19 protein-coding genes, 1 tRNA gene and 1 rRNA gene are annotated in these 18,515 nt (G+C 44.0%); 17 read left to right on the forward strand and 4 right to left on the reverse strand.

Annotated features, from left to right (window positions below; translation table 11 throughout):
- Nucleotides 1–142: 142 nt before the first annotated feature.
- The 4 genes from rrf (at nt 143) to L3V32_RS17265 (ending at nt 2,625) form a co-directional block, all read left to right on the forward strand.
- Nucleotides 143–259 (forward strand): 5S ribosomal RNA (rrf, locus tag L3V32_RS17250).
- Between the two features lie 101 nt (nt 260–360).
- Nucleotides 361–451 (forward strand) — tRNA-Ser (locus L3V32_RS17255).
- Between the two features lie 277 nt (nt 452–728).
- On the forward strand, nt 729–1,490 hold the full coding sequence (locus tag L3V32_RS17260) for a cytosolic protein (RefSeq protein WP_237284783.1): 762 nt from the start codon (nt 729–731) through the stop codon (nt 1,488–1,490).
- A 103-nt stretch (nt 1,491–1,593) separates the two neighbouring features.
- Nucleotides 1,594–2,625 carry a cytosolic protein gene (locus L3V32_RS17265; protein WP_182036935.1) on the forward strand — a complete coding sequence of 344 codons (1,032 nt, stop codon included), beginning with the start codon at nt 1,594–1,596 and terminating at the stop codon, nt 2,623–2,625.
- A gap of 155 nt (nt 2,626–2,780) precedes the next feature.
- On the opposite strand, the gene L3V32_RS17270 is transcribed toward L3V32_RS17265, so the two are convergent.
- The gene (locus L3V32_RS17270; RefSeq protein WP_005374274.1) at nt 2,781–3,137 is read right to left on the reverse strand and encodes a YibL family ribosome-associated protein; all 357 of its coding nucleotides are present in this window, start codon (nt 3,135–3,137) and stop codon (nt 2,781–2,783) included.
- Between the two features lie 85 nt (nt 3,138–3,222).
- Nucleotides 3,223–4,218 carry a 2-hydroxyacid dehydrogenase gene (locus L3V32_RS17275; protein ID WP_054866878.1) on the reverse strand — a complete coding sequence of 332 codons (996 nt, stop codon included), beginning with the start codon at nt 4,216–4,218 and terminating at the stop codon, nt 3,223–3,225.
- 289 nt (nt 4,219–4,507) lie between these two features.
- Between L3V32_RS17275 and L3V32_RS17280 the strand changes: the two genes are divergently transcribed.
- Nucleotides 4,508–4,990 (forward strand): murein L,D-transpeptidase family protein, encoded by a 483-nt coding sequence (locus L3V32_RS17280; protein ID WP_048624649.1) that lies wholly within the window; start codon nt 4,508–4,510, stop codon nt 4,988–4,990.
- Nucleotides 4,991–5,025: 35 nt separating this feature from the next.
- Here L3V32_RS17280 and L3V32_RS17285 read toward each other — a convergent pair whose 3' ends face one another.
- Nucleotides 5,026–5,736 carry a glycerophosphodiester phosphodiesterase family protein gene (locus tag L3V32_RS17285; RefSeq protein ID WP_048625142.1) on the reverse strand — a complete coding sequence of 237 codons (711 nt, stop codon included), beginning with the start codon at nt 5,734–5,736 and terminating at the stop codon, nt 5,026–5,028.
- A gap of 239 nt (nt 5,737–5,975) precedes the next feature.
- On the opposite strand from L3V32_RS17285, the gene L3V32_RS17290 reads away from it, so the two are divergent.
- From L3V32_RS17290 to L3V32_RS17335, 10 genes are all read left to right on the forward strand, one after another.
- On the forward strand, nt 5,976–6,929 hold the full coding sequence (locus L3V32_RS17290) for a lactate dehydrogenase (protein WP_005393528.1): 954 nt from the start codon (nt 5,976–5,978) through the stop codon (nt 6,927–6,929).
- Nucleotides 6,930–7,076: 147 nt separating this feature from the next.
- Nucleotides 7,077–7,742, forward strand: a complete 666-nt coding sequence (locus tag L3V32_RS17295; RefSeq protein WP_005393531.1) for a response regulator transcription factor — start codon at nt 7,077–7,079, stop codon at nt 7,740–7,742.
- Nucleotides 7,742–9,115, forward strand: coding sequence for a sensor histidine kinase (locus L3V32_RS17300; RefSeq protein ID WP_237284784.1), 1,374 nt, complete (start codon nt 7,742–7,744; stop codon nt 9,113–9,115). Before L3V32_RS17295 ends, L3V32_RS17300 begins: the two co-directional genes overlap by 1 nt.
- Nucleotides 9,116–9,322: 207 nt before the next feature.
- Nucleotides 9,323–11,422 (forward strand): TonB-dependent siderophore receptor, encoded by a 2,100-nt coding sequence (locus tag L3V32_RS17305; protein WP_237284785.1) that lies wholly within the window; start codon nt 9,323–9,325, stop codon nt 11,420–11,422.
- A gap of 74 nt (nt 11,423–11,496) precedes the next feature.
- Complete coding sequence (locus tag L3V32_RS17310; protein WP_005374260.1) at nt 11,497–12,264, forward strand: DUF3450 domain-containing protein; 768 nt, start codon at nt 11,497–11,499, stop codon at nt 12,262–12,264.
- On the forward strand, nt 12,265–13,632 hold the full coding sequence (locus tag L3V32_RS17315; RefSeq protein ID WP_005393538.1) for a MotA/TolQ/ExbB proton channel family protein: 1,368 nt from the start codon (nt 12,265–12,267) through the stop codon (nt 13,630–13,632).
- Nucleotides 13,632–14,186, forward strand: coding sequence for a MotA/TolQ/ExbB proton channel family protein (locus tag L3V32_RS17320; RefSeq protein WP_006741219.1), 555 nt, complete (start codon nt 13,632–13,634; stop codon nt 14,184–14,186). Before L3V32_RS17315 ends, L3V32_RS17320 begins: the two co-directional genes overlap by 1 nt.
- Complete coding sequence (locus L3V32_RS17325) at nt 14,183–14,587, forward strand: biopolymer transporter ExbD (protein WP_005374257.1); 405 nt, start codon at nt 14,183–14,185, stop codon at nt 14,585–14,587. Before L3V32_RS17320 ends, L3V32_RS17325 begins: the two co-directional genes overlap by 4 nt.
- Entirely contained in the window at nt 14,587–15,207 is a 621-nt protein-coding gene (locus L3V32_RS17330; protein ID WP_005393542.1) for an energy transducer TonB, read from the forward strand. The genes L3V32_RS17325 and L3V32_RS17330 overlap by 1 nt, the downstream gene beginning before the upstream one ends.
- Nucleotides 15,204–16,376, forward strand: coding sequence for a hypothetical protein (locus tag L3V32_RS17335; protein ID WP_046873906.1), 1,173 nt, complete (start codon nt 15,204–15,206; stop codon nt 16,374–16,376). The genes L3V32_RS17330 and L3V32_RS17335 overlap by 4 nt, the downstream gene beginning before the upstream one ends.
- 66 nt (nt 16,377–16,442) lie before the next feature.
- On the opposite strand, the gene L3V32_RS17340 is transcribed toward L3V32_RS17335, so the two are convergent.
- Nucleotides 16,443–16,931: a hypothetical protein gene (locus tag L3V32_RS17340; protein ID WP_042523421.1), complete on the reverse strand. Its 489-nt coding sequence runs from the start codon at nt 16,929–16,931 to the stop codon at nt 16,443–16,445.
- A 379-nt stretch (nt 16,932–17,310) separates the two neighbouring features.
- Here L3V32_RS17340 and L3V32_RS17345 point away from each other — a divergent pair, with 379 nt between their 5' ends.
- The gene (locus L3V32_RS17345; RefSeq protein ID WP_139060115.1) at nt 17,311–17,940 is read left to right on the forward strand and encodes a PepSY-associated TM helix domain-containing protein; all 630 of its coding nucleotides are present in this window, start codon (nt 17,311–17,313) and stop codon (nt 17,938–17,940) included.
- A gap of 21 nt (nt 17,941–17,961) precedes the next feature.
- Nucleotides 17,962–18,501, forward strand: coding sequence for a DUF2271 domain-containing protein (locus L3V32_RS17350; RefSeq protein ID WP_237284786.1), 540 nt, complete (start codon nt 17,962–17,964; stop codon nt 18,499–18,501).
- Nucleotides 18,502–18,515 lie beyond the last annotated feature (14 nt).

The following is an 18,515-nucleotide window of genomic DNA, read 5'->3' on the forward strand; positions in this document are numbered from 1 at the left end:
TGTGAGGCGTTGAGCTAACCTGTACTAATTGCCCGTGAGGCTTAACCATACAACACCCAAGGGGTTTTGATGGACTCAATGAAAGAACATTGAATGTGTAAGAACGAGAATTAAGAAACAGCTTTCCAGATTAAAGAATTTGCTTGGCGACCATAGCGTTTTGGACCCACCTGATTTCCATGCCGAACTCAGAAGTGAAACAAAATAGCGCCGATGGTAGTGTGGGGCTTCCCCATGTGAGAGTAGGACATCGCCAGGCTTTAAACATCGCTTTCAAGTTTTCTTTTTAATTAAGATAACTGAAGGCAAAACTAAAAATTAGCATCGATAGTATAAGACTAAGTTTTAGTGACAATTTGTGGAGAGATGGCTGAGTGGTTGAAAGCACCGGTCTTGAAAACCGGCATACGTTAATAGCGTATCTAGGGTTCAAATCCCTATCTCTCCGCCACCTTTAAAAAACCGCTGTTCTTACAGCGGTTTTTTTGTATCTGCTGTTTTTTAACAGCTGTTATCGAAAACTTCTAATTGGCTTTTCTCCGGCCCTTTCTCTAAGTTCTTTAGCGTACTCACTTTGGGTGTAGTTTACGCAGTAATATCTTCAATCGAAGACATTTCCATAGGTCACTTGGGCTTTAAGTAGAGCTTTGTTAAGTCTCAACGTGGGATGCTTAAAAGCATTTTGATAGAGTTTCAGTCTAAATACTGCTGATGTACTTGGAGAAAAAATGAAGCTACTTTACTGGTTAGATGAATGGCAAGTGCTTACTCAAAAAGAGCAAAATGCTGCTTTACCAATTTCTGGCTACGATTTACTTGATGATGTTTTTGTGAAGTATGAACTCGTCGATCTTAACAAGCCATTGTTGTTCACATTTTCTCCTTCCGGTACTGATGCTCAGGTACAAGACTTAACTCCGGATTTTTCTCCTTGGGGCTACGACCTCGGAATACAACAACAAGTAAATATTATTGCCTTTCAACATTTAGGTAAAAGCAATTGGTTCCGTAGCCGGAATTTGATTTTCTTTCTGGAGCAGTTGTCTGAGTTGCTTAAGCCCTTCAAATGTCGTTTGGGTTATGGGCAGAGCCGAGGTGGTTTTGCTATTGGCGCATTCGCTGACTTACTGAAGTTGGATCATCTTTTGTTGTTTTATCCTGTTAGCACAAAAAATAAAGCGTTAGTGCCATGGGATGATCGGCCCAGCACTGAGCTTGCTCAACAGTTCGATTGGGAAAGCGGCTACCATGATCGAGATTTGGGCAATGCCAAGGGTTACATTATTTATGACCCCACCAATCGTATTGATCGTCTTCATGCTGAACGTTACCCAGAGCTAACTCATTTAAAAGTCGTCGGTATGGGGCACGGCACTCAATCCACACAATTAGATAAATTAGAATTTTTTAATCTGGTGGCGAAGGAGTTTGTTCGTCATCAAACCATAGATATTGACCAATTTAATAAGCAAATTCACGCTTTGTTTTAAAAGAGGACTGATATCAGAGTCCCCTGTAACCAGGGGGAGATGATCACACACTAAAAACTAGATTTTTAACACAATTGCTAGGCGCAATTTAGATGGAGGATTAATGAAGTTACTGTACTGGTTGGATGAATGGCTGGCTCTTTCTCGTGAAGAACAGCAAACCAGGCTACCGATGTCCGGGGAGGACTTACTTGATGATGTGTTTGTTAAGTATGAGTTTGTCGACCGAAATAAACCACTGTTGTTCACCTTTTCCCCTGCTGGTACGAATCTACAAGTACAGGACTTACACTCAGACTTTGCGCCTTGGGGCTATCGCTTAGCCCAGAAACAAAAAGTAAATATTATTTCTTTTCAGCACCTTGGGAAAAGTAACTGGTTTCGCAGCCGTAATTTGATTTTCTTTCTAGAGCAGTTATCGACATTACTTGAGCCTTTTGAATGCCGTTTAGGTTATGGCCTTAGCCGCGGTGGTTTTGCTATTGGCGCCTTTTCCAATCTATTAAAGTTGGATCAAGTATTGATGTTTCACCCGGTCAGTACAAAAAACAAAGTGCTAGTGCCATGGGATGACAGGCCCAGTACTGAACTTGCCCAACAATTTGATTGGGAAGGAAAGTACCACGACCTCAACCTTGGAGATGCAAAAGGTTACATCATTTATGATCCAACCAATGAAATCGACCGCCTTCACGCCAAACGCTACCCAGAGCTCACTCACTTGAGAGTCTTCGGTATGGGACATGGCACCCACGCGACGTATTTGAATAAATTCGGTTTTTATAAGCAAGTGGCTGTAGACTTTATACGTTATCAGAAGATAGATATAGCGCAGTTTCGTCATCAGACTAAAACGCTGCGATTAAAAGAAGATTACTATCAGTGCCTTAACAAGGCGAATGCGAGTTCACAGCATCGTTTGAACTTACTGAGTACCGCTCATAATGTGTTAATTGAAGAAAAGAAAGAACATGTGAAAGAGCATCAAGCGCAAATCGATATTCAGCCACTTGTTGATATTGCACTTAAGCATGAGTATGACAACCCGCAAGATGCAGTACAGCTTTTGGAAGTGGCTCAGCAGTTGGTTCCGAATGATCCCGTTGTGGAGCACAAGTTGCAGCAACTGTCGTAGGCGAGTAATGCAGACTGGCATTTTGAATTTGGTCAGTGGCTTTGTCGCTGGCCTTTTTAAGAGCTTATGGGTTGATATTTCGATGAAATTTAATGAAGCAGTACAAAATAAAAAGCCCAAGCAAATGCTTAGGCTCAACGAGTATTAATATGAGTTTAAAACTCTTTTGGCGCAAAGCCTGTCATGACATCGAGGCGAAGCTCTTTACCAACTTTTGTTAGTGGGTGAACGATTACTAAGCCGCGTACGCGTTTTTTCAGTTTGCCGATGTCCGCTTGTTCTGCTTTGGTGATTTCACGGGAGAATGGCATATCAAGTAAGCTTTTACGTTCTTTGTTCAGCTCATAGTTTTGCTTATGCTTTAACTGATTAAGCTTTTTGGTTAGCTGTTCTACTTCATCCGTGAACTTTGTAATCATTTCGTGATCACCACGAGAACGTGCCGCATCAAGTTTACGTTGGCATGTATCTAAACGGTTGTGCAGCTTTTGAATATCAGTTTTTATGCTCATGGTAATTTGGCTCAAATTTTAAATAGTCGAGAAGTATAGCATAGCTGAGATCACACGCTCTACTATACTTCTCGATTGTCTGGCTTTAGTTAATCAGTTCATTGCCCGATACGTTACCAGAGAAAAAGGCTTCGACGTTATCGAGCGTAACTGAGGCAATATTATTAAGTGCTTCGTGAGTCAAGAATGCTTGGTGGCCAGTAAACAGCACGTTATGACAAGCCGATAAGCGACGGAAAACATCGTCTACGATGACATCGTTAGATTTATCTTGGAAGAACAAGTCTTTTTCATTGTCATACACGTCTAGACCAAGCGCGCCAATCTTACCTTGTTTCAAGGCTTCTATCGCCGCTAGTGAATCCAGCAACTCGCCTCGACTAGTGTTAATGATCATCACACCATCTTTCATTTGCGCGAAGGCTTTTTCGTTCAATAGGTGATAGTTTTCTTCACTCATTGGACAATGGAGAGAGATAATATCCGCATTAGCGTAGATTTCTTCAAGCGAACAGTAACGCGCTCCCATTTCTAGTGCTAATGGATTTTCGTAAGGGTCATAGCAAAGCAGCTCCATGCCAAGCCCTTTGAAGATACGCATCGTCGCGATACCAATCTTACCTGTACCAATGACACCAACGGTTTTCCCGTAAAAGTTAAAGCCAACTAGGCCCTCTAGCGAGAAGTTGGCGTCACGTGTACGTTGGTAGGCTTTGTGAAGGCGACGATTTAGGCACATCATCAAACCGACTGTGTGTTCAGCCACCGCTTCTGGTGAGTAAGCAGGAACTCGAACCACTTGTAAGCCAAGTTCTTTAGCGGCTTGTAGATCAACTTTATCAAAACCCGCGCAGCGCATGGCAATAAGCTTAGTTCCGCCTAGAGAAAGCTGTTTAAGAACGGGAGCTGAAAGGTCATCATTGACGAAAGCACACACGACATCGCAACCATGTGCCATTTTGGCGGTTTTTTCGGTTAGCCGGAAGTCGTGATAGTGGAATTCAAAATTTCGGTTATTTTTAATTTTATTAAAAGAGGCCTCGTCGTAGGATTTTGCACTAAAAAAAGCAATATTAATCATGGTTCCCTCTCAAAAAGTGCGGACTTTATAAATAAATATACTTATAAAGTAATGCAACTTAGGCGGAATGAATAGAGAAATCTTCTCTTTAACTTTTGCCATATCAAACAACGATAACGATCACGCCTTTCAATGAGTATTATCTTACGATTCTGCACTTGTGCGTTCATCCCTTTAGCTCCTGGGGTAATACAGGTTCTACCCTAGATACTGTTTGCTTTACGGGCGCTAACTGACTAGCATAATCGCTCTTTTCTTGTTCACTTTAGTTAGGTTAGGCGTTCCGGCAATGTCAGTGAAATGGTGCTCTATGTTCTTGTGTTGTGTGTTGGCTTCTGGCGTCCATGCAGCTGTAGATTTTGTTAAAGTCGACAAGTCAAAGCGTCGAATGTATTTAATGGAACAAGGCACAATACTAAAAGAATACCGCATTGCTTTAGGAGCGAACCCTAAAGGGCATAAACAAGAAGAGGGAGACAATCGTACACCTGAGGGCGAATACACCTTAGATTACGTCATAGAAGACTCGGCTTTTTATCGTTCTGTGCATATTAGCTACCCTGATGCGATTGATACGTTGGAAGCGAAGCGCCGAGGTGTGTCCCCAGGAGGGAACATCAAAATTCATGGTTTAAAAAACGGTGAGAGTCAGTTGCCGATTTATATCCAAAGCTTTGATTGGACCAATGGGTGTATTGCGATTACCAATGAAGAGATGGATGAATTTATCCAGCTTGTAGAGATGGGGACACCAATTCAGATTGAGTGGTAACGAAATGGTGCCTCTGAAGCTCAAGGTGGTATGTGCTATGGCATAAAGCGTTGTGGATGATCACTGAATATACCGTCTAACTGAGGTAGGTACTTCAGTTTGTTTGGATTGTTCACTGTATAACACATCACTTTGTAACCCGCCTGCTGGAGTTTGTTTATTTGGCGCGAGCGAACCCAGTTAATGTTTAGGTTGCAGCTATAGGCGTTAACTTCTTCCAAAAGGCGTTTATCTTTTCTCGTTAAGAATTCACTCAATACACCTAATCGATACTCATTGCAGTATTTATGCAGCGCTCTAATGACATCATGACTAAAACTGGAGAGTAGTACCTTCTCTTGCGGCATGGGACTTTTTGCTAGTACGTTGGCGAGAGCTTGTGCCACTTCTTCTGCTGGGTGGCGATCTACCTTAACTTCAATATTCAAGTTAAGCTTGTGCTCAGTAGCTAAAGTGAGCAGCTCATCTAATGTCATGATTTTCTCACCTGAAAAATCTGCGCTGAACCAGCTACCAAAATCCAACGCCTTTAACTCTTCCAGAGTCAGTTCATCGACACGCCCTTGTCCATTACTGCATCGATTTATGGTGTGATCATGGCAAACCACTAAAACATTATCTTTGGTCGGTTGTACATCAACTTCAACCCAATTTAATCCGAGGTCAATGGCGGCCTGAACGCTCACTTTTGTATTTTCTGGGTATGAGCCAGCAACACCACGATGACCAATTACTAATGTTTCCATGTTCTTCATCTTCTGCTTTGTGTTGAGCAGATTGTACTCGTTTTTTGCTTTGAAGGTATACCTCAAGGTGCATGTTGTCAGATCGTCTTAATAAAAGCCAAATCGCCCATTCGTCAAGGTAGGTCGTTGGAAGCACTCCTGTCGAATCATGAACCAAAGTTGGACTTTTATTCTCCTGCCGCTCATTTTTAAAGAGCAAGGTAGTTGCGAGTGCATCATGGTTATCGGGAGAGAGAAATATGAAGATCGGTGTTATTGGTGCAGGGGCTGTCGGTGTGGGGGTGTGTAATTATCTACTCACTCTGGGTGGTTTTAGTGAGCTTGTTCTACTTGATAAAAATTTAGAACGTGCCGAGGGTGAAGTGTTTGATTTTCGTCACACGATGGCACTGACTTTTTCAAAAAACACACGCATTATGCCGTCGGATGATTACTTAGATTTACTCGAAGCCTCTCTTGTTGTTATCACCGCTGGTACGCAGATTAAACAAGGCCAAACTCGTTTAGATATTGCTGAGGTTAATGCTCAAATTGGAGTTGATATTGCGCGTCAAATAGAACGTGTAGCGCCAAATGCGGTGTTGATTGTTGTGTCAAACCCATGCGATATCGTGGCGCACTTTATTGTCACCAACACCGGTTTTGAGCCGAGTAAAGTTATTAGCAGTGGCTGTGTAGTTGATACCGCTCGTTTAATGAGTATTGTTGCTGGCCGTGTAGACCTAGACCCGAAGAACGTGTTTGGTTATGTATTAGGAGAGCATGGTAGCCATTGCTTTACTCCTAAGAGCTTAATTTCTATCGCTGGGCAACCGGCCGACTATTACTGCGATACCCATAACATTGAGAGAATTGATCCGCACGCACTTCTTGAGGCGGTGAAACAGGCGGGATACGAAATCTTTCGGCGTAAGCAGAACACCGTTCATGGCATTGCCGCCAGTGTCTTTCGAATCATTCAAGCCGTGACGATTAACGAACGATCGGTGTTGCCCGTCGGTACGATGATGTCGGGGCAATATGGTTTGCATGATGTTGTTCTCAGCCTACCTACGGTTATTGGAAAAAACGGAGCAAATTCAGTTCTGATGCATCCCTTCACTGAAGAGGAGCTTGTCACATTAAAAACGATCAGCGCCCACTTAAAACACATCGTCGAAAATGTCGCTAAGGAGACGAAGCTAAAGCCCTGATCTACCCTCATTATCAGGTGATAGTTAGCTTAGCACTCCGGTCTACTGCTATAGAGCTATTTGTACTAAAGCCCTAGGGTGTGTAGTTGTTTAATTTGTAAATGAGTAATAGAATGCGAACCATTTTTATTTGAATGGTGAGTGGTAATGTCTCGAGTTTTGATAGTGGATGATGACGTTCCTTTGTGTGAGCTATTAGAAGCAGTTTTGCAAGAGGAGGGCTATATTGTCTCTTCTGTACATTGCGGTGAAAGTGCTTTGCAATATATGGAAAAAACGCCGGTAGATCTTGTACTGCTTGATGTCATGTTACCAAACCTTAACGGCATGCAAGTTGCCCGTAGAATCTGTCAACGCTTCGCGACACCTATTCTAATGCTTACTGCTCTTAATGATGAAAACTCGATGCTTGATGGCTACCAAGCGGGAGCCGATCAGTACATAGGAAAGCCTTTTAATGTTGCTGAGCTTCTGATGCGCATCAAAGCGATTCTTCGTCGTGTTGGTTTAGAGCGCCAACGTCAGGCGATGTGCAGTACCGTTCAAACGATCAGTGCTCAGCTCAATAGCTTACCACTCACAAGCACGGAAGCCGAATTACTGAGCTATTTAGTCAAAAACCAAGGTGTGGTGATTTCAAAAGCGGAACTCCAAACCGAAGTATTAAAGAAAGAGCTAAGCCCTTTTGACCGCAACCTTGATATGCACATCAGTAATATACGTCGCAAGCTAGTAGAAGCAGGGCTCTCTAAGCAACATATCAAAACCTTCCGTGGCAAAGGTTACAGCTACCTAGAGGCTGTAAACAATTAATGAAGCTCACGTGCCCACCTTTTATCGCGAAACGTAAAGATAGCTTAGCGTTTAAGTTGTTTAGTTATATGACTGCAATTGTGATAAGTATTTTGGTCGTACAAGCAATGGCGGAGCAAGCTCTCGTGAAAGCCATGCTAAAAGTGCCGGACCGTGTGCGAGAAGAAATGCTCGATCTTGCACATCAAGCCAATGTGCTGATTGAGCACGGAGACATGGATGAACTTGCTGACTGGGCGAACGCGCAAAACTTTTATCTGTTTGTGCTGAATGAGCACCAGCAACCCGTCACTCACCGTTTAATGCATCCACACTTCGAGTTCAAGCTTCAATTTAAAAGAAGTATTGATGATCAACTTGAGGGAAAGGTAAATCGCCCGATTATCAATATCCCTTTGGTTAAAGATAATAGCTTGGTGATTCAACTGCCACATCGACTGCATCCCGCACATGACTTCATTTTATATTTCTCTATTCTCAAAGTGGTGATTGCGGTAGTTATTTTGGCGTTGTTCTCATTGCTAATGGCACGTAACTTACAACAGCCGCTTGATCGCTTAAGAGAAGCAAGCAAAAAGCTATCTAACGGCGACTTTAATGTCAGTGTGGTGAAAGAGTTAAAATCGAATACGCGCGAGTTTAACGAGCTGGCGCAAGACTTCGACCACATGACACAGCAAATTCATTCTCTTGCCGAAAAGCAGCGATTGCTTATAAGAGATGTCTCCCACGAGCTCCGAACGCCGTTAGCAAGACAGAATTTAGTTCTACACCTTTTACGGAAGCGAGTTGGGGAGAACGAGCAAAGCTTGGTGACCAGGCTAGAAGACGAAGCTAAAGAGCTAAACCATTTGATAAGCGATATCTTGGAGTTCAGTCGCTTGGAAAATGCGCGTTTCGACAAAGGTGCGAAACGCCGTGATTTAGAGGTGTTGCTCGCACCGCAAGTAGAGCGGTGCAAAATCGATTTAAAACCAGAACAAACATTGTCATTCCGTTCAGAAGCAACATGCGCCAAAGCTTTTTGCGAAGAAACGCTCATCATTCGTTGTTTGAATAACCTTGTTGGAAATGCCATCAAATATTCAGGGCAAGCATCTCAGATAGAAGTTTCTCTGGCTAATCATGTCAAAGATGGGCAGCAATTGATTTCCATGTCTGTATCCGACAATGGGCCTGGTATTCCAGAGAACAAGTTGGTCGATATTTTTGACCCGTTTACTCGCTTAGATGCATCAAGAGATAAGAAGCTTGGCGGCTACGGCTTAGGTCTCGCGATTGTCAAAGAATCCATGCGCATTATGGGTGGATCAGTTACGGCGAAAAATCGTGAACAAGGAGGTCTGAGTGTTACTTTGGTGTTCAAGCAGTAAGTATGGTTAAGTCTTATTAACTGTGATGCTGATCACGTTATTGTGGCTCATCATCAGAGAGTGCTTTACAAAAGTTTGCAAATGCAAAGAATGTAAATTTAATGCAAATGGTAATGCTTATCACTTATATTCACCCGCGAAATAATTAAGAGGGAATCGCATTCAACAAGCATGTGACCCGAAAAATAATAATCGGAGTGAAAGGATATGTTTACTAAGAGCCATTTGGCGCTAGTGATCGGTACGGTGTTAGCAACACCTGCAGTGGCGGACGTTCAAACAGACGAACATGTAGTTGTAGAAGGTCGAGAGTTCGGCTACAAGGCGGATACAAACAGTACAGCAATGCGCATGGAAATGACGCAACTGGAAACGCCAGGACAAGTAGCGGTTATCGATGAAACGGTAATTGATGAGCAGCGTGCAAGTACACTTGGTGAAGTGCTACGTAACGATGCAAGTGTTAGCGCGGGTGGTACAAGCCGTAACCGCGAACGTTTCTCTCTACGTGGTTTTGAACTTAGTAGTTCAGACGGTTTTCTTCGTGATGGCCGTCAACACTGGTCACACTACCGTCAGCCAATTGAGCTTTTAGAGCGTGTTGAAGTGCTTAAAGGTCCATCAGGCTTGCTATACGGTAAATCTGAGCCGGGTGGCTTGGTAAACATGGTTTCGAAAAAACCAACAACTCAAACACAAGCTAGTTTGAGTCAAGATCTAGGTTCGAATGATCACTCACGCACTGTGCTTGATGTGAGTGGCGCGCTAAATGATGCAGAGACACTGCGCGCGCGCGCAATTTTTGCCAAAGAAAGCTACGGCTCTTGGCGCAGCTACGGCGATGGTACCGAGCCAGAAACGGATCGTACGGTTGCGGGCCTAGTGGTTGAGTACGACATCACCGACAACTTTATGGTATCAGCGCATTACGATCGCACGAAAGACGATGGTAGCGTGGATTCTGGTGCTTACATTGTGGATGGTAAAGCGGTTCGCGGTGACAAGCACATCTGGGATGCCCAGTGGTCAAAGATTGACAACGAAGTAGAAAACTACGGTATCGATATTAATGCTCAAGTGACTGACAATGTAAACGTAAAAGCGGGTTACAACCGTCAAGACTTTAAGCGTTTTGATGTAGAGTCTTACCCAGGTTTCGATACTTATGACCAAGATACTAAGATCGACCATTCTGGTAACGAACGCAAAGATAATTGGGTGTTTGATACTGCATATATAGATGTGACGACGGACTTTTCTCTGTTTGGTACAGATAACACGTTTTTGGTAGGTGCGAACTATCTAGAGTATACCTATGACCGTTTCCAAAAGTATTACAACCCTATAAGTATAGAAGCCGGTCAGTCAGTGCCTCGTCCTGGCTACTCTGGGAAAGTTAAGCAGTCCACAAGCGAGCACGACACTTGGGGTATCTACGCGCAAAACATGATGACGATTAATGATTACTGGCAAGTGCTTGCAGGTGTTCGTTATGACGAAAAGCGTGATGATGACCTGACTGAAAACCAGGTTTCTCCAAAATTTGGTGTAATTTTCCACCCAGCGACGAATGGCTCGGTTTACGTTCAGTACTCTGAAAGCTTTATGCCGCAAGGTGAAGTCAGCAGTGGTCGTGGCAAAACTTACGTGAACGATGGCGAGAAGCTAGATGCAGAGCGCGGAATTTCTTATGAAATCGGTACGAAGTGGGAACTGTTTGATCAGCGCTTATTTGTATCAGGTGCTGTGTTTGATATCACATTAGAGAACATGTCGCTAGATGTTGAAAGTGGTAAAGATGCTAGTAATAAGGTTCTACATAAGAAAACTCAAGGTGGTGAGCAAGTACACAAAGGTGCTGAGCTAATGGCCCAAGGTTTTGTGACCCCTGAGTTGTCGCTAACCGCTTCTGCAATGTATTTGGATGCAGAGTTGACGAAAGCGGATAAAAAATTCGAGGGTAACCGCCCTGTAGATGTGCCAGAGTTCTCGGCAAGTCTATGGTCTAGCTACAAGGTTCAAGACAATACGAACCTAAACCTTGGTTTGATTTATGAAGGTGATCGCTACGGTGATGCAAAGAACACCTTCAAGAAAGATGGCTACGCTCGCGTTGATATGGGCGTGTCATACAAACATAAGTACGATGAAAACTTGGATATCATTGCTCGATTCAATGTAGAGAACTTATTCGATACCGACTACTTCGCAGGTGGTGGTAGCACGAATAGCGAGCAAAAAGGTGCGAGTGGGGTTGTGGTTGGAGAAGACCGCAACTACATGGCAACAATCCAGTTCAAGTACTGATAACAATTTGATTATTAAAGGGGAAGGGTAGTCTTCCCCTTTGGTCGTTTTTGGAACACAGAAATATAACTCGTATGAATCTAATGAAATCAAGTATCGCTCTGTTGATATCATCGGTTTTGATTCCCGCTCACGCGGCGAACTTAAACGATGCACAAGCTGTGCAGAGTAAAACAAACCAGTCGTCGGCGGTAAGCCAAAAACGTATTGATGCAAGCGCAGAAAAATCACTTACTCTAGAAGCTGAAATTGAGCAGCTGCAAGAGGAAGTCGGTAACTTGAAGATTTATCGCGATCATCTTGCAAGCCTTGTTGAGAGCCAAAATCAAGAAGTTGATAGCTTGAACGAGCAAATTGAGCAGATTGCTCAAACTCGTCAAGGTGTCGTGCCTTTGATGTACCACATGCTTGAGGGCTTAAAAGTGCTCGTCGCTAACGACAAACCTATACGCAAAGCGCAACGTGAGGAGCGAATTGCAAAGCTGGATTCCATGATGACGCGTGCAGACGTTGCGGATGCAGAGAAGTTTCGTCGTATTTTAGAAGCGTACCAAATTGAAATGGATTACGGCACCAAGCTTGGCGTTTACCAAGGCAAGATTAACCTGGGTGACAATGAAGCTGTGGAGGCGGACATTCTCTATTTAGGGCGTTTGTCTTTGGTAGCACGTAGCTTATCTGGTGATACATTCTGGAGCTGGTCACAGCAACAACAAGCATGGCAACAAGTGGGTTCTGAGCAAAAATCAGAGCTAGATAAAGCGTTCGCTATGGCGAATAAACAGATCGCGCCGAGTATGTTAACTCTGCCAGTGTCGTTAACCGCTGCGGAGGGCAAATAAATGATGAAAAAATGGTTATCGGTTGCACTAATCTCGACATCCGCATTAATGCCTCATACAACTTTTGCTAGTGATGCGTTGTTACAAAAGGCGCAGCAAGAAAATCGTCAACAGCAATCGCACAATGTCGCGCGTGAATCAGGTTTTAAGAAAACAGAGCAAGAGCTACAGGCTATAAAGAATAAATTGGCCGCAGAGCGAGCGGCTCTTCAAGCAGAAGCGGACTCATTAAGTGTTACTTTCGGTGAAAATGAAGCGGAACTGGCGCAGCTAGAAGAAAAGCTACGTCTAGAAACCGGGAGCTTAGGTGAGCTATTTGGCGTCGTTCGCCAGAACGCAAAAGAGCTAGAGTCAGAGCTCAAGAGCTCAGTAACGGGTGTTGATGCAAACTCATATCAGAAAGATATCGATGCTATTGTTGCAGCTAAATCACTGCCAACGTTGACCCAACTTCAGGCGATGTGGCGCAGCATGGAAGAACAAATCAAAGCAAGTGGTGAGATGGCAAACGTCTCTTTCACACTGCTAAATGGCGAAGGTCGTGAACAAACGGTTAATGGTGTTCGTCTTGGTTCTATGGCGCTGCTGGATGACACTGGCTACGTTAAGTGGAATGGTCAACGCGGAGATGCGGTAAACTATCTTCGTCAGCCTGAAAGCGGTCCAACAGCGAATACTATTTCCTCTGGTGACATTGATGCGCTTGTCATTGACCCGTCACGCGGCATTCTTCTTGAGCAGCTCGCAAACTCACCGACTTTGGCTGATCGCCTAAATGCAGGCGGCGTTGTCGGTAAAATCATCCTTGGTTTATTAGCTATCGGCCTATTGATTGCTCTCGTACGTGGTGCATCTCTGATGATTTCGCGCCAGAAAATCATGAAGCAACTGAAAACTCCAGCACAGCCAGGAGACAACCCTTTGGGTCGTGTGCTTGCGGTGTATCAGAAAGATAAGCATCGCAGCGTAGAAGCGTTAGAGCTACGTCTTTTGGAAGCCGTTGTTGATGAGCAAACCCACCTAGAAAAAGGGTTGTCGATGCTGAAGCTTCTTGCTGCGCTGGCTCCTATGCTTGGTCTACTGGGCACGGTAACGGGTATGATCGAAACCTTCCAAGTCATCACTCAATTTGGTAATGGTGATCCGAAAGTAATGGCGGGTGGTATTTCGATGGCGCTTGTAACTACTGTACTTGGCCTTGTTTCAGCCATGCCATTGTTATTGGCGCACAACGTATTGAGCTCTCAAGCAGAAAATATTCGCAGTATCTTAGAAAAGCAAGGCATCGGTTTAGTTGCAGAACAAGCTGAGCGTGATATGCCGAGCAACAAAAGTCACTCTAACACCTTAGCGGAGAACGCAGCGTAATGGAGCAGATCCTACTCAACACATTGGGTTTGATCAGTGAGGATTGGGCCACAACCTTGATGAGCTTTATGCAGCAAGGTGGTCAAATCCTATGGTGGCTGGCTGCCGTCGTGGCGGTGTGCTGGCTGTTGGTTATGGAGCGAGTTATTTATCTCACAACGGTTTTCCCTGGGGTAAAGAAACAGCTTTGTGAGCAGTGGCAAGCAAGATCAGAGCACCACTCTTGGTACGCGCATCAAATCCGTGAAGGATGGATTGCAAAAGCGCAAATCGAACTGCGCCAAAACCTATCGACTATTAAGCTGCTTGTGGCGGTTTGCCCAATGCTAGGGTTGTTAGGGACGGTGACGGGCATGATTACGGTGTTTGACGTAATGGCATCGCAAGGCAGCAGCAATCCGAAATTGATGGCTTCTGGTATCTCACTTGCTACGCTGCCAACCATGGCGGGTATGGTAGCAGCGCTGGCGGGCATGTTTATTCATGCTCGCCTTAGCAAAGTGTGTGAACGAAAAGCTATCCAGTTAGAACAATCTTTAAGGAGTCAAAAGTGAGACTCGGACGCAGACCTAACCAACAAGATGAAGCTCAAGTCGATTTAACGTCGATGCTTGATATCGTCTTCATCATGTTGATCTTCTTCATTGTGACCAGTTCGTTTGTACGTGAGTCCGGTGTAGAAGTGAATCGCCCTCAGGCTTCTAATGTGGTAAGCCAAAAAGATGCGGGCATTTTTATCGCGGTAACGGCAGCAAATGACGTGTACATCGACAAACGAGTGGTTGATATTGAGCGTGTTGAGGCTTCTATTGAGCACCTGTTACTTGATCAGCCTGATGCTTCGTTAGTTATCCAAGCTGACGAGCATGCTTATAATGGCACTGTCGTGAAAGTGATGGACGCTGCAAAAGCGGCGGGCGTGAAAAACATCGCATTGGCGGCGGAGAAACCTTAATGGGCAGGCTGTTACTTGCACTACCAGCATCACTGTTAATTTCTGTGAGCCTGTTTAGCTTTATGGCGTGGATGGTTGATAAAGGCAACCAGCGAGCGCCAGAAGCTTCGGAAGCGGTTCGTTTTGATATGGTGATGGTAGAGAATGAAGCAGACGTGCAGCGTCGTCAACGTTCAGTGCCGGAGCAACCAGAACCACCCCAAGCGCCGGAGCCAATGGATCTGTCTCAAGCTGACACTCAAATGGAGCCAATGAGCCAGATGACGCCAGTCAGTGCTTTAGGTTTGAACACTGCTCTTGAAGGTATCGCGATCAGTGCGCCAAACTTGAAGGGAACAATGGGCAACCAACAAGCACTGCCGTTGTATCGTGTTGATCCTCGCTATCCTAGTAAGGCGCTGAAACGTAGAGTTGAAGGCTATGTCATTATGCGTTTCACGATCGATGCAACAGGACGACCAAAAGATATTGAAGTGATCGAGGCTGAGCCACAGCGTATGTTCGAAAGAGAAGCGATTCGTGCGCTTAAAAAATGGAAGTATCAGCCAAAAGTTGAGGATGGTGTGTCAATTGAGCAGTTCGGACAAACCGCTAAAGTGGAGTTCAAGTTAGCCAAATGATGAAAAAATTCTTAATCGGTACGGTATTAAGCCTGAGTGCACTTTCAACCATTGCCAGTGAGTTAAGCCAATACACTGCCGCGAGAGTTCAACGAGCACACAACTTGGCTCAAGAGGAGAAACTAAAAGAAGCGATTTCATCTCTTGAAGCTATGGAGCTTTCTCGTGGATATGACCAAGCTTATGTCGCTCGAATGTTGGGTATTTTTTACTGGCAGAATGAACAAACTCAAGCAGCAATTAAGCAACTTGAGTTGGCAGTCAATAGTGGTTTGCTACAAGATGAGCAAGCATGGCAAACCCGAAAGATGTTGGCAGATATACTGCTGAACGAGCAACGCTTTTCTAAGGCGTTACCTCATTACTATGCCTTGAGCAAAAACATTCCTAAAGGTCAAAAAGCGCATGAGCTATGGCTGCGTATTTCCCAATCTCATTATCAACTGAGTCAGTGGCAGAAAGTGCTTTCAGCAATGGCTCGTTATGAGAAGTTTGGTCAGCCAGACAAGCTTGGCGCATTGTCGATAAAGCTTTCTGCTGAGCTAGAACTGAAAAAGTGGAAGCCGGCAATCTCGACCATCAAACGCTTGATCGCGATTGAACCTGAGCGAATTGAATGGTGGCGTCAGCTTGTTGCTCTTTACCTGCGTGTTGATGACAACAAACGTGCTCTGGACTCTTTGGCGTTGGCAAAACTGAAAGGATTACAACTTAGCCAAGATGACTTAAAGCTGTTGGCACAATTGTACGCGAAACGAGGTATTCCTGAGAGAGCTGCGTTGGTGATGAACGAGCTAGAGGATGTAAACTCGAATAGTAAACTGAAAGCTCAGCAAGCGACGTATTGGCAAATGGCAAAAGAGTGGGAAGAGTCTATCGATAGTTGGCGTGTTGCTGCTCAGTTAGACCGACAGTATTACTGGAACTACTCTCAATTATTGGTGCAAGAAGGCCACTATAAAGATGCCCTTGCCGCGCTCGATAAGGTCAGCGGTCGTAAAGCGGATGTCGCACTTATCAAAACTCGCGCTTACTACAAGCTTAAGCGGTTTGACGATGCACTTGCTAATGCCAAAAGAGCGGATGAGATAAAACCGTCGAATCAGGCAAAAAGTTGGGTTAAGTATCTATCTCAGCTACGCAAAGTAGAATCGACGCAAAACTCATAGCGAACATTTTTATTAAATACCCGAGCTCAGTCTCGGGTATTTTTTGTCTAAAGTCATAAAGGCTATTTACTGTATGAGCTTTTCATAAAAAGCTAATGCATCAAATGGTCGGGAGAAAAAAGGGCTTTTCTCTATATATTCTTGATGTACCTTGCTCAGTGTTTCAAACTTTTCTCTCGATGTAGGTTCGATATGAAAAGTAAGGCTTTCAGTCGATTCTACAAGCTTTAATGTTGAGGTTCTTGAAGCGTTATTTTTTGCTATTAATAGATAATATGCTAGCTCTTGCTTCTCTTTTAATACACAAGCCTCAAAAGCTTTCTCGCTTAAAAACGGCAGAACAGGAGTTAATGCTTCTATATGCTTCTTTGAATACTCTAGGGTTTGTTTGTCAGGTGTATTCTGGTCTGCCATAGATTCGCACAGCTTTATCTTAGCACCATAATTATCGATAGATTGGCTTACGTTGTTAAACAAACTGGCTTCAAACTTTTCACTTGCGAAAGTGACACTTGAGAAAAGTGATAAGAGAATTATTCCAACATTCTTGTTCATATTTTTCCTTCTGAACTGCACCATAACGTTTGGCTAGCATCAGAAAATCTTCTCTATCTAACCCTACACTAACTTCTTAGCTTACCTTTTTTATCTAGTTTATCGATAGCTTTTAAGCTTTTCATTAAATATACATAACGGCGCATTTTGGTGGAGTCTATCCCACTTTTTAGTATTGGAAATATCATTAAATTTTGAGTCATTAAAATTGAGAGGGTTATTCTCTAGAGGGTAGGCAATTGGTCACTCATATTGGCTCAAATAGTTACAATATGCGCCAGCCAAGCTGAATTGAGAAAGTAAACAATGTAAATTAAATGCCAATACGAATGATTATCACCTAAATTATGCCCCACATTTATTGGTGATGATTGTTTCTATGCTGCTTAAAAGCAAAGGTGTTCAAACTTGGGCTCGACGCCTACATATCTATATATCGATGGCTCTTCTCTTAGTTACGCTGTTTTTTGCAATAACTGGTATTACCCTCAATCGCCCCGAATTATTTGAACGCCGTGAACCTATCATTCAACAACATACTCTTACGGTTCCACACTCAGTTCTATTCTCACATTCAGATACTTTTCAACCTAACCGTGAAGAACTGCTTGCTTTCTTGACTAAAGAAACCGAGCTTCGCGGCACTCCCTCCGCACTAGATGTGTATACCGAAGTTGAGCAAGGTGAGTTGTTACTCGGAGAGCTGTCTATGGATTTTAAAGGCCCAGGTTATAACGCTACGGTCTTTATTGATATGACCACCGGTGCGGCAGAGGTTGAAACGACGCACTACGGTATTGTTGCGCTGCTGAACGATCTACATAAAGGCCGCAACAGTGGTGGGATTTGGAAGTGGTTTATCGACGTCACTGCGCTTTTGATGGTGTTTTTTGTTCTAACAGGTGTGTGCTTATTACTGCCTAAGAAGAAGACGCTTAGAACGTCAATGCAATGGATGAGCTTTGGTACGTTACTGTCGCTCGTGATTTATTTTGTTGCTGTTCCATAACAGCTTTTTTAGAGAACACTTATGTTGAACACAGGAAGGTTTTTCCGCCGTAATCACTTTTGTAAAGCCGCTTTGATCGCGGCTTTTGCTCCTTTCTCTCTTTCTGCGGCTCCTCTACCAGATAACGCGAAGATCGATTTCGAATTCGAACTTCCAAAGATAGACACTTCAATGTACGCACGCCCTTATGTGGTGGTTTGGGTTGAAAACGACCAGCGTAAACCGGTTAAAACCATTCAGCTATGGGTAGGAAAAGACGAATGGCTAAAAGACCTGCGCAGCTGGTGGAGAAAAGCGGGTCGTTATGATCGTGAACTTGTTGATGCGGTGACGTCTGCAACGCGCCCTGCTGGACAGTACCGTTTTGTTTGGGACGGAACCAATGATGCAGGAAAGCGTTTGGAGCAAGGAAATTACACGTTGTACGTCGAAGTTGTTCGTGAACATGGTGGGCGAAACTACTTACGTCAAAAAATAACGCTAGCGGACAGTGACGTGCGCTATGAGCTTAAACCAACACAAGAGACGGGTGTCATCACCGTCAATTATCAAGTTAAGTGATTAAAGGACACAAC

It is taken from the genome of Vibrio sp. J2-4 (assembly GCF_021728155.1).
In the GTDB taxonomy this organism is placed as follows: domain Bacteria; phylum Pseudomonadota; class Gammaproteobacteria; order Enterobacterales; family Vibrionaceae; genus Vibrio; species Vibrio diabolicus.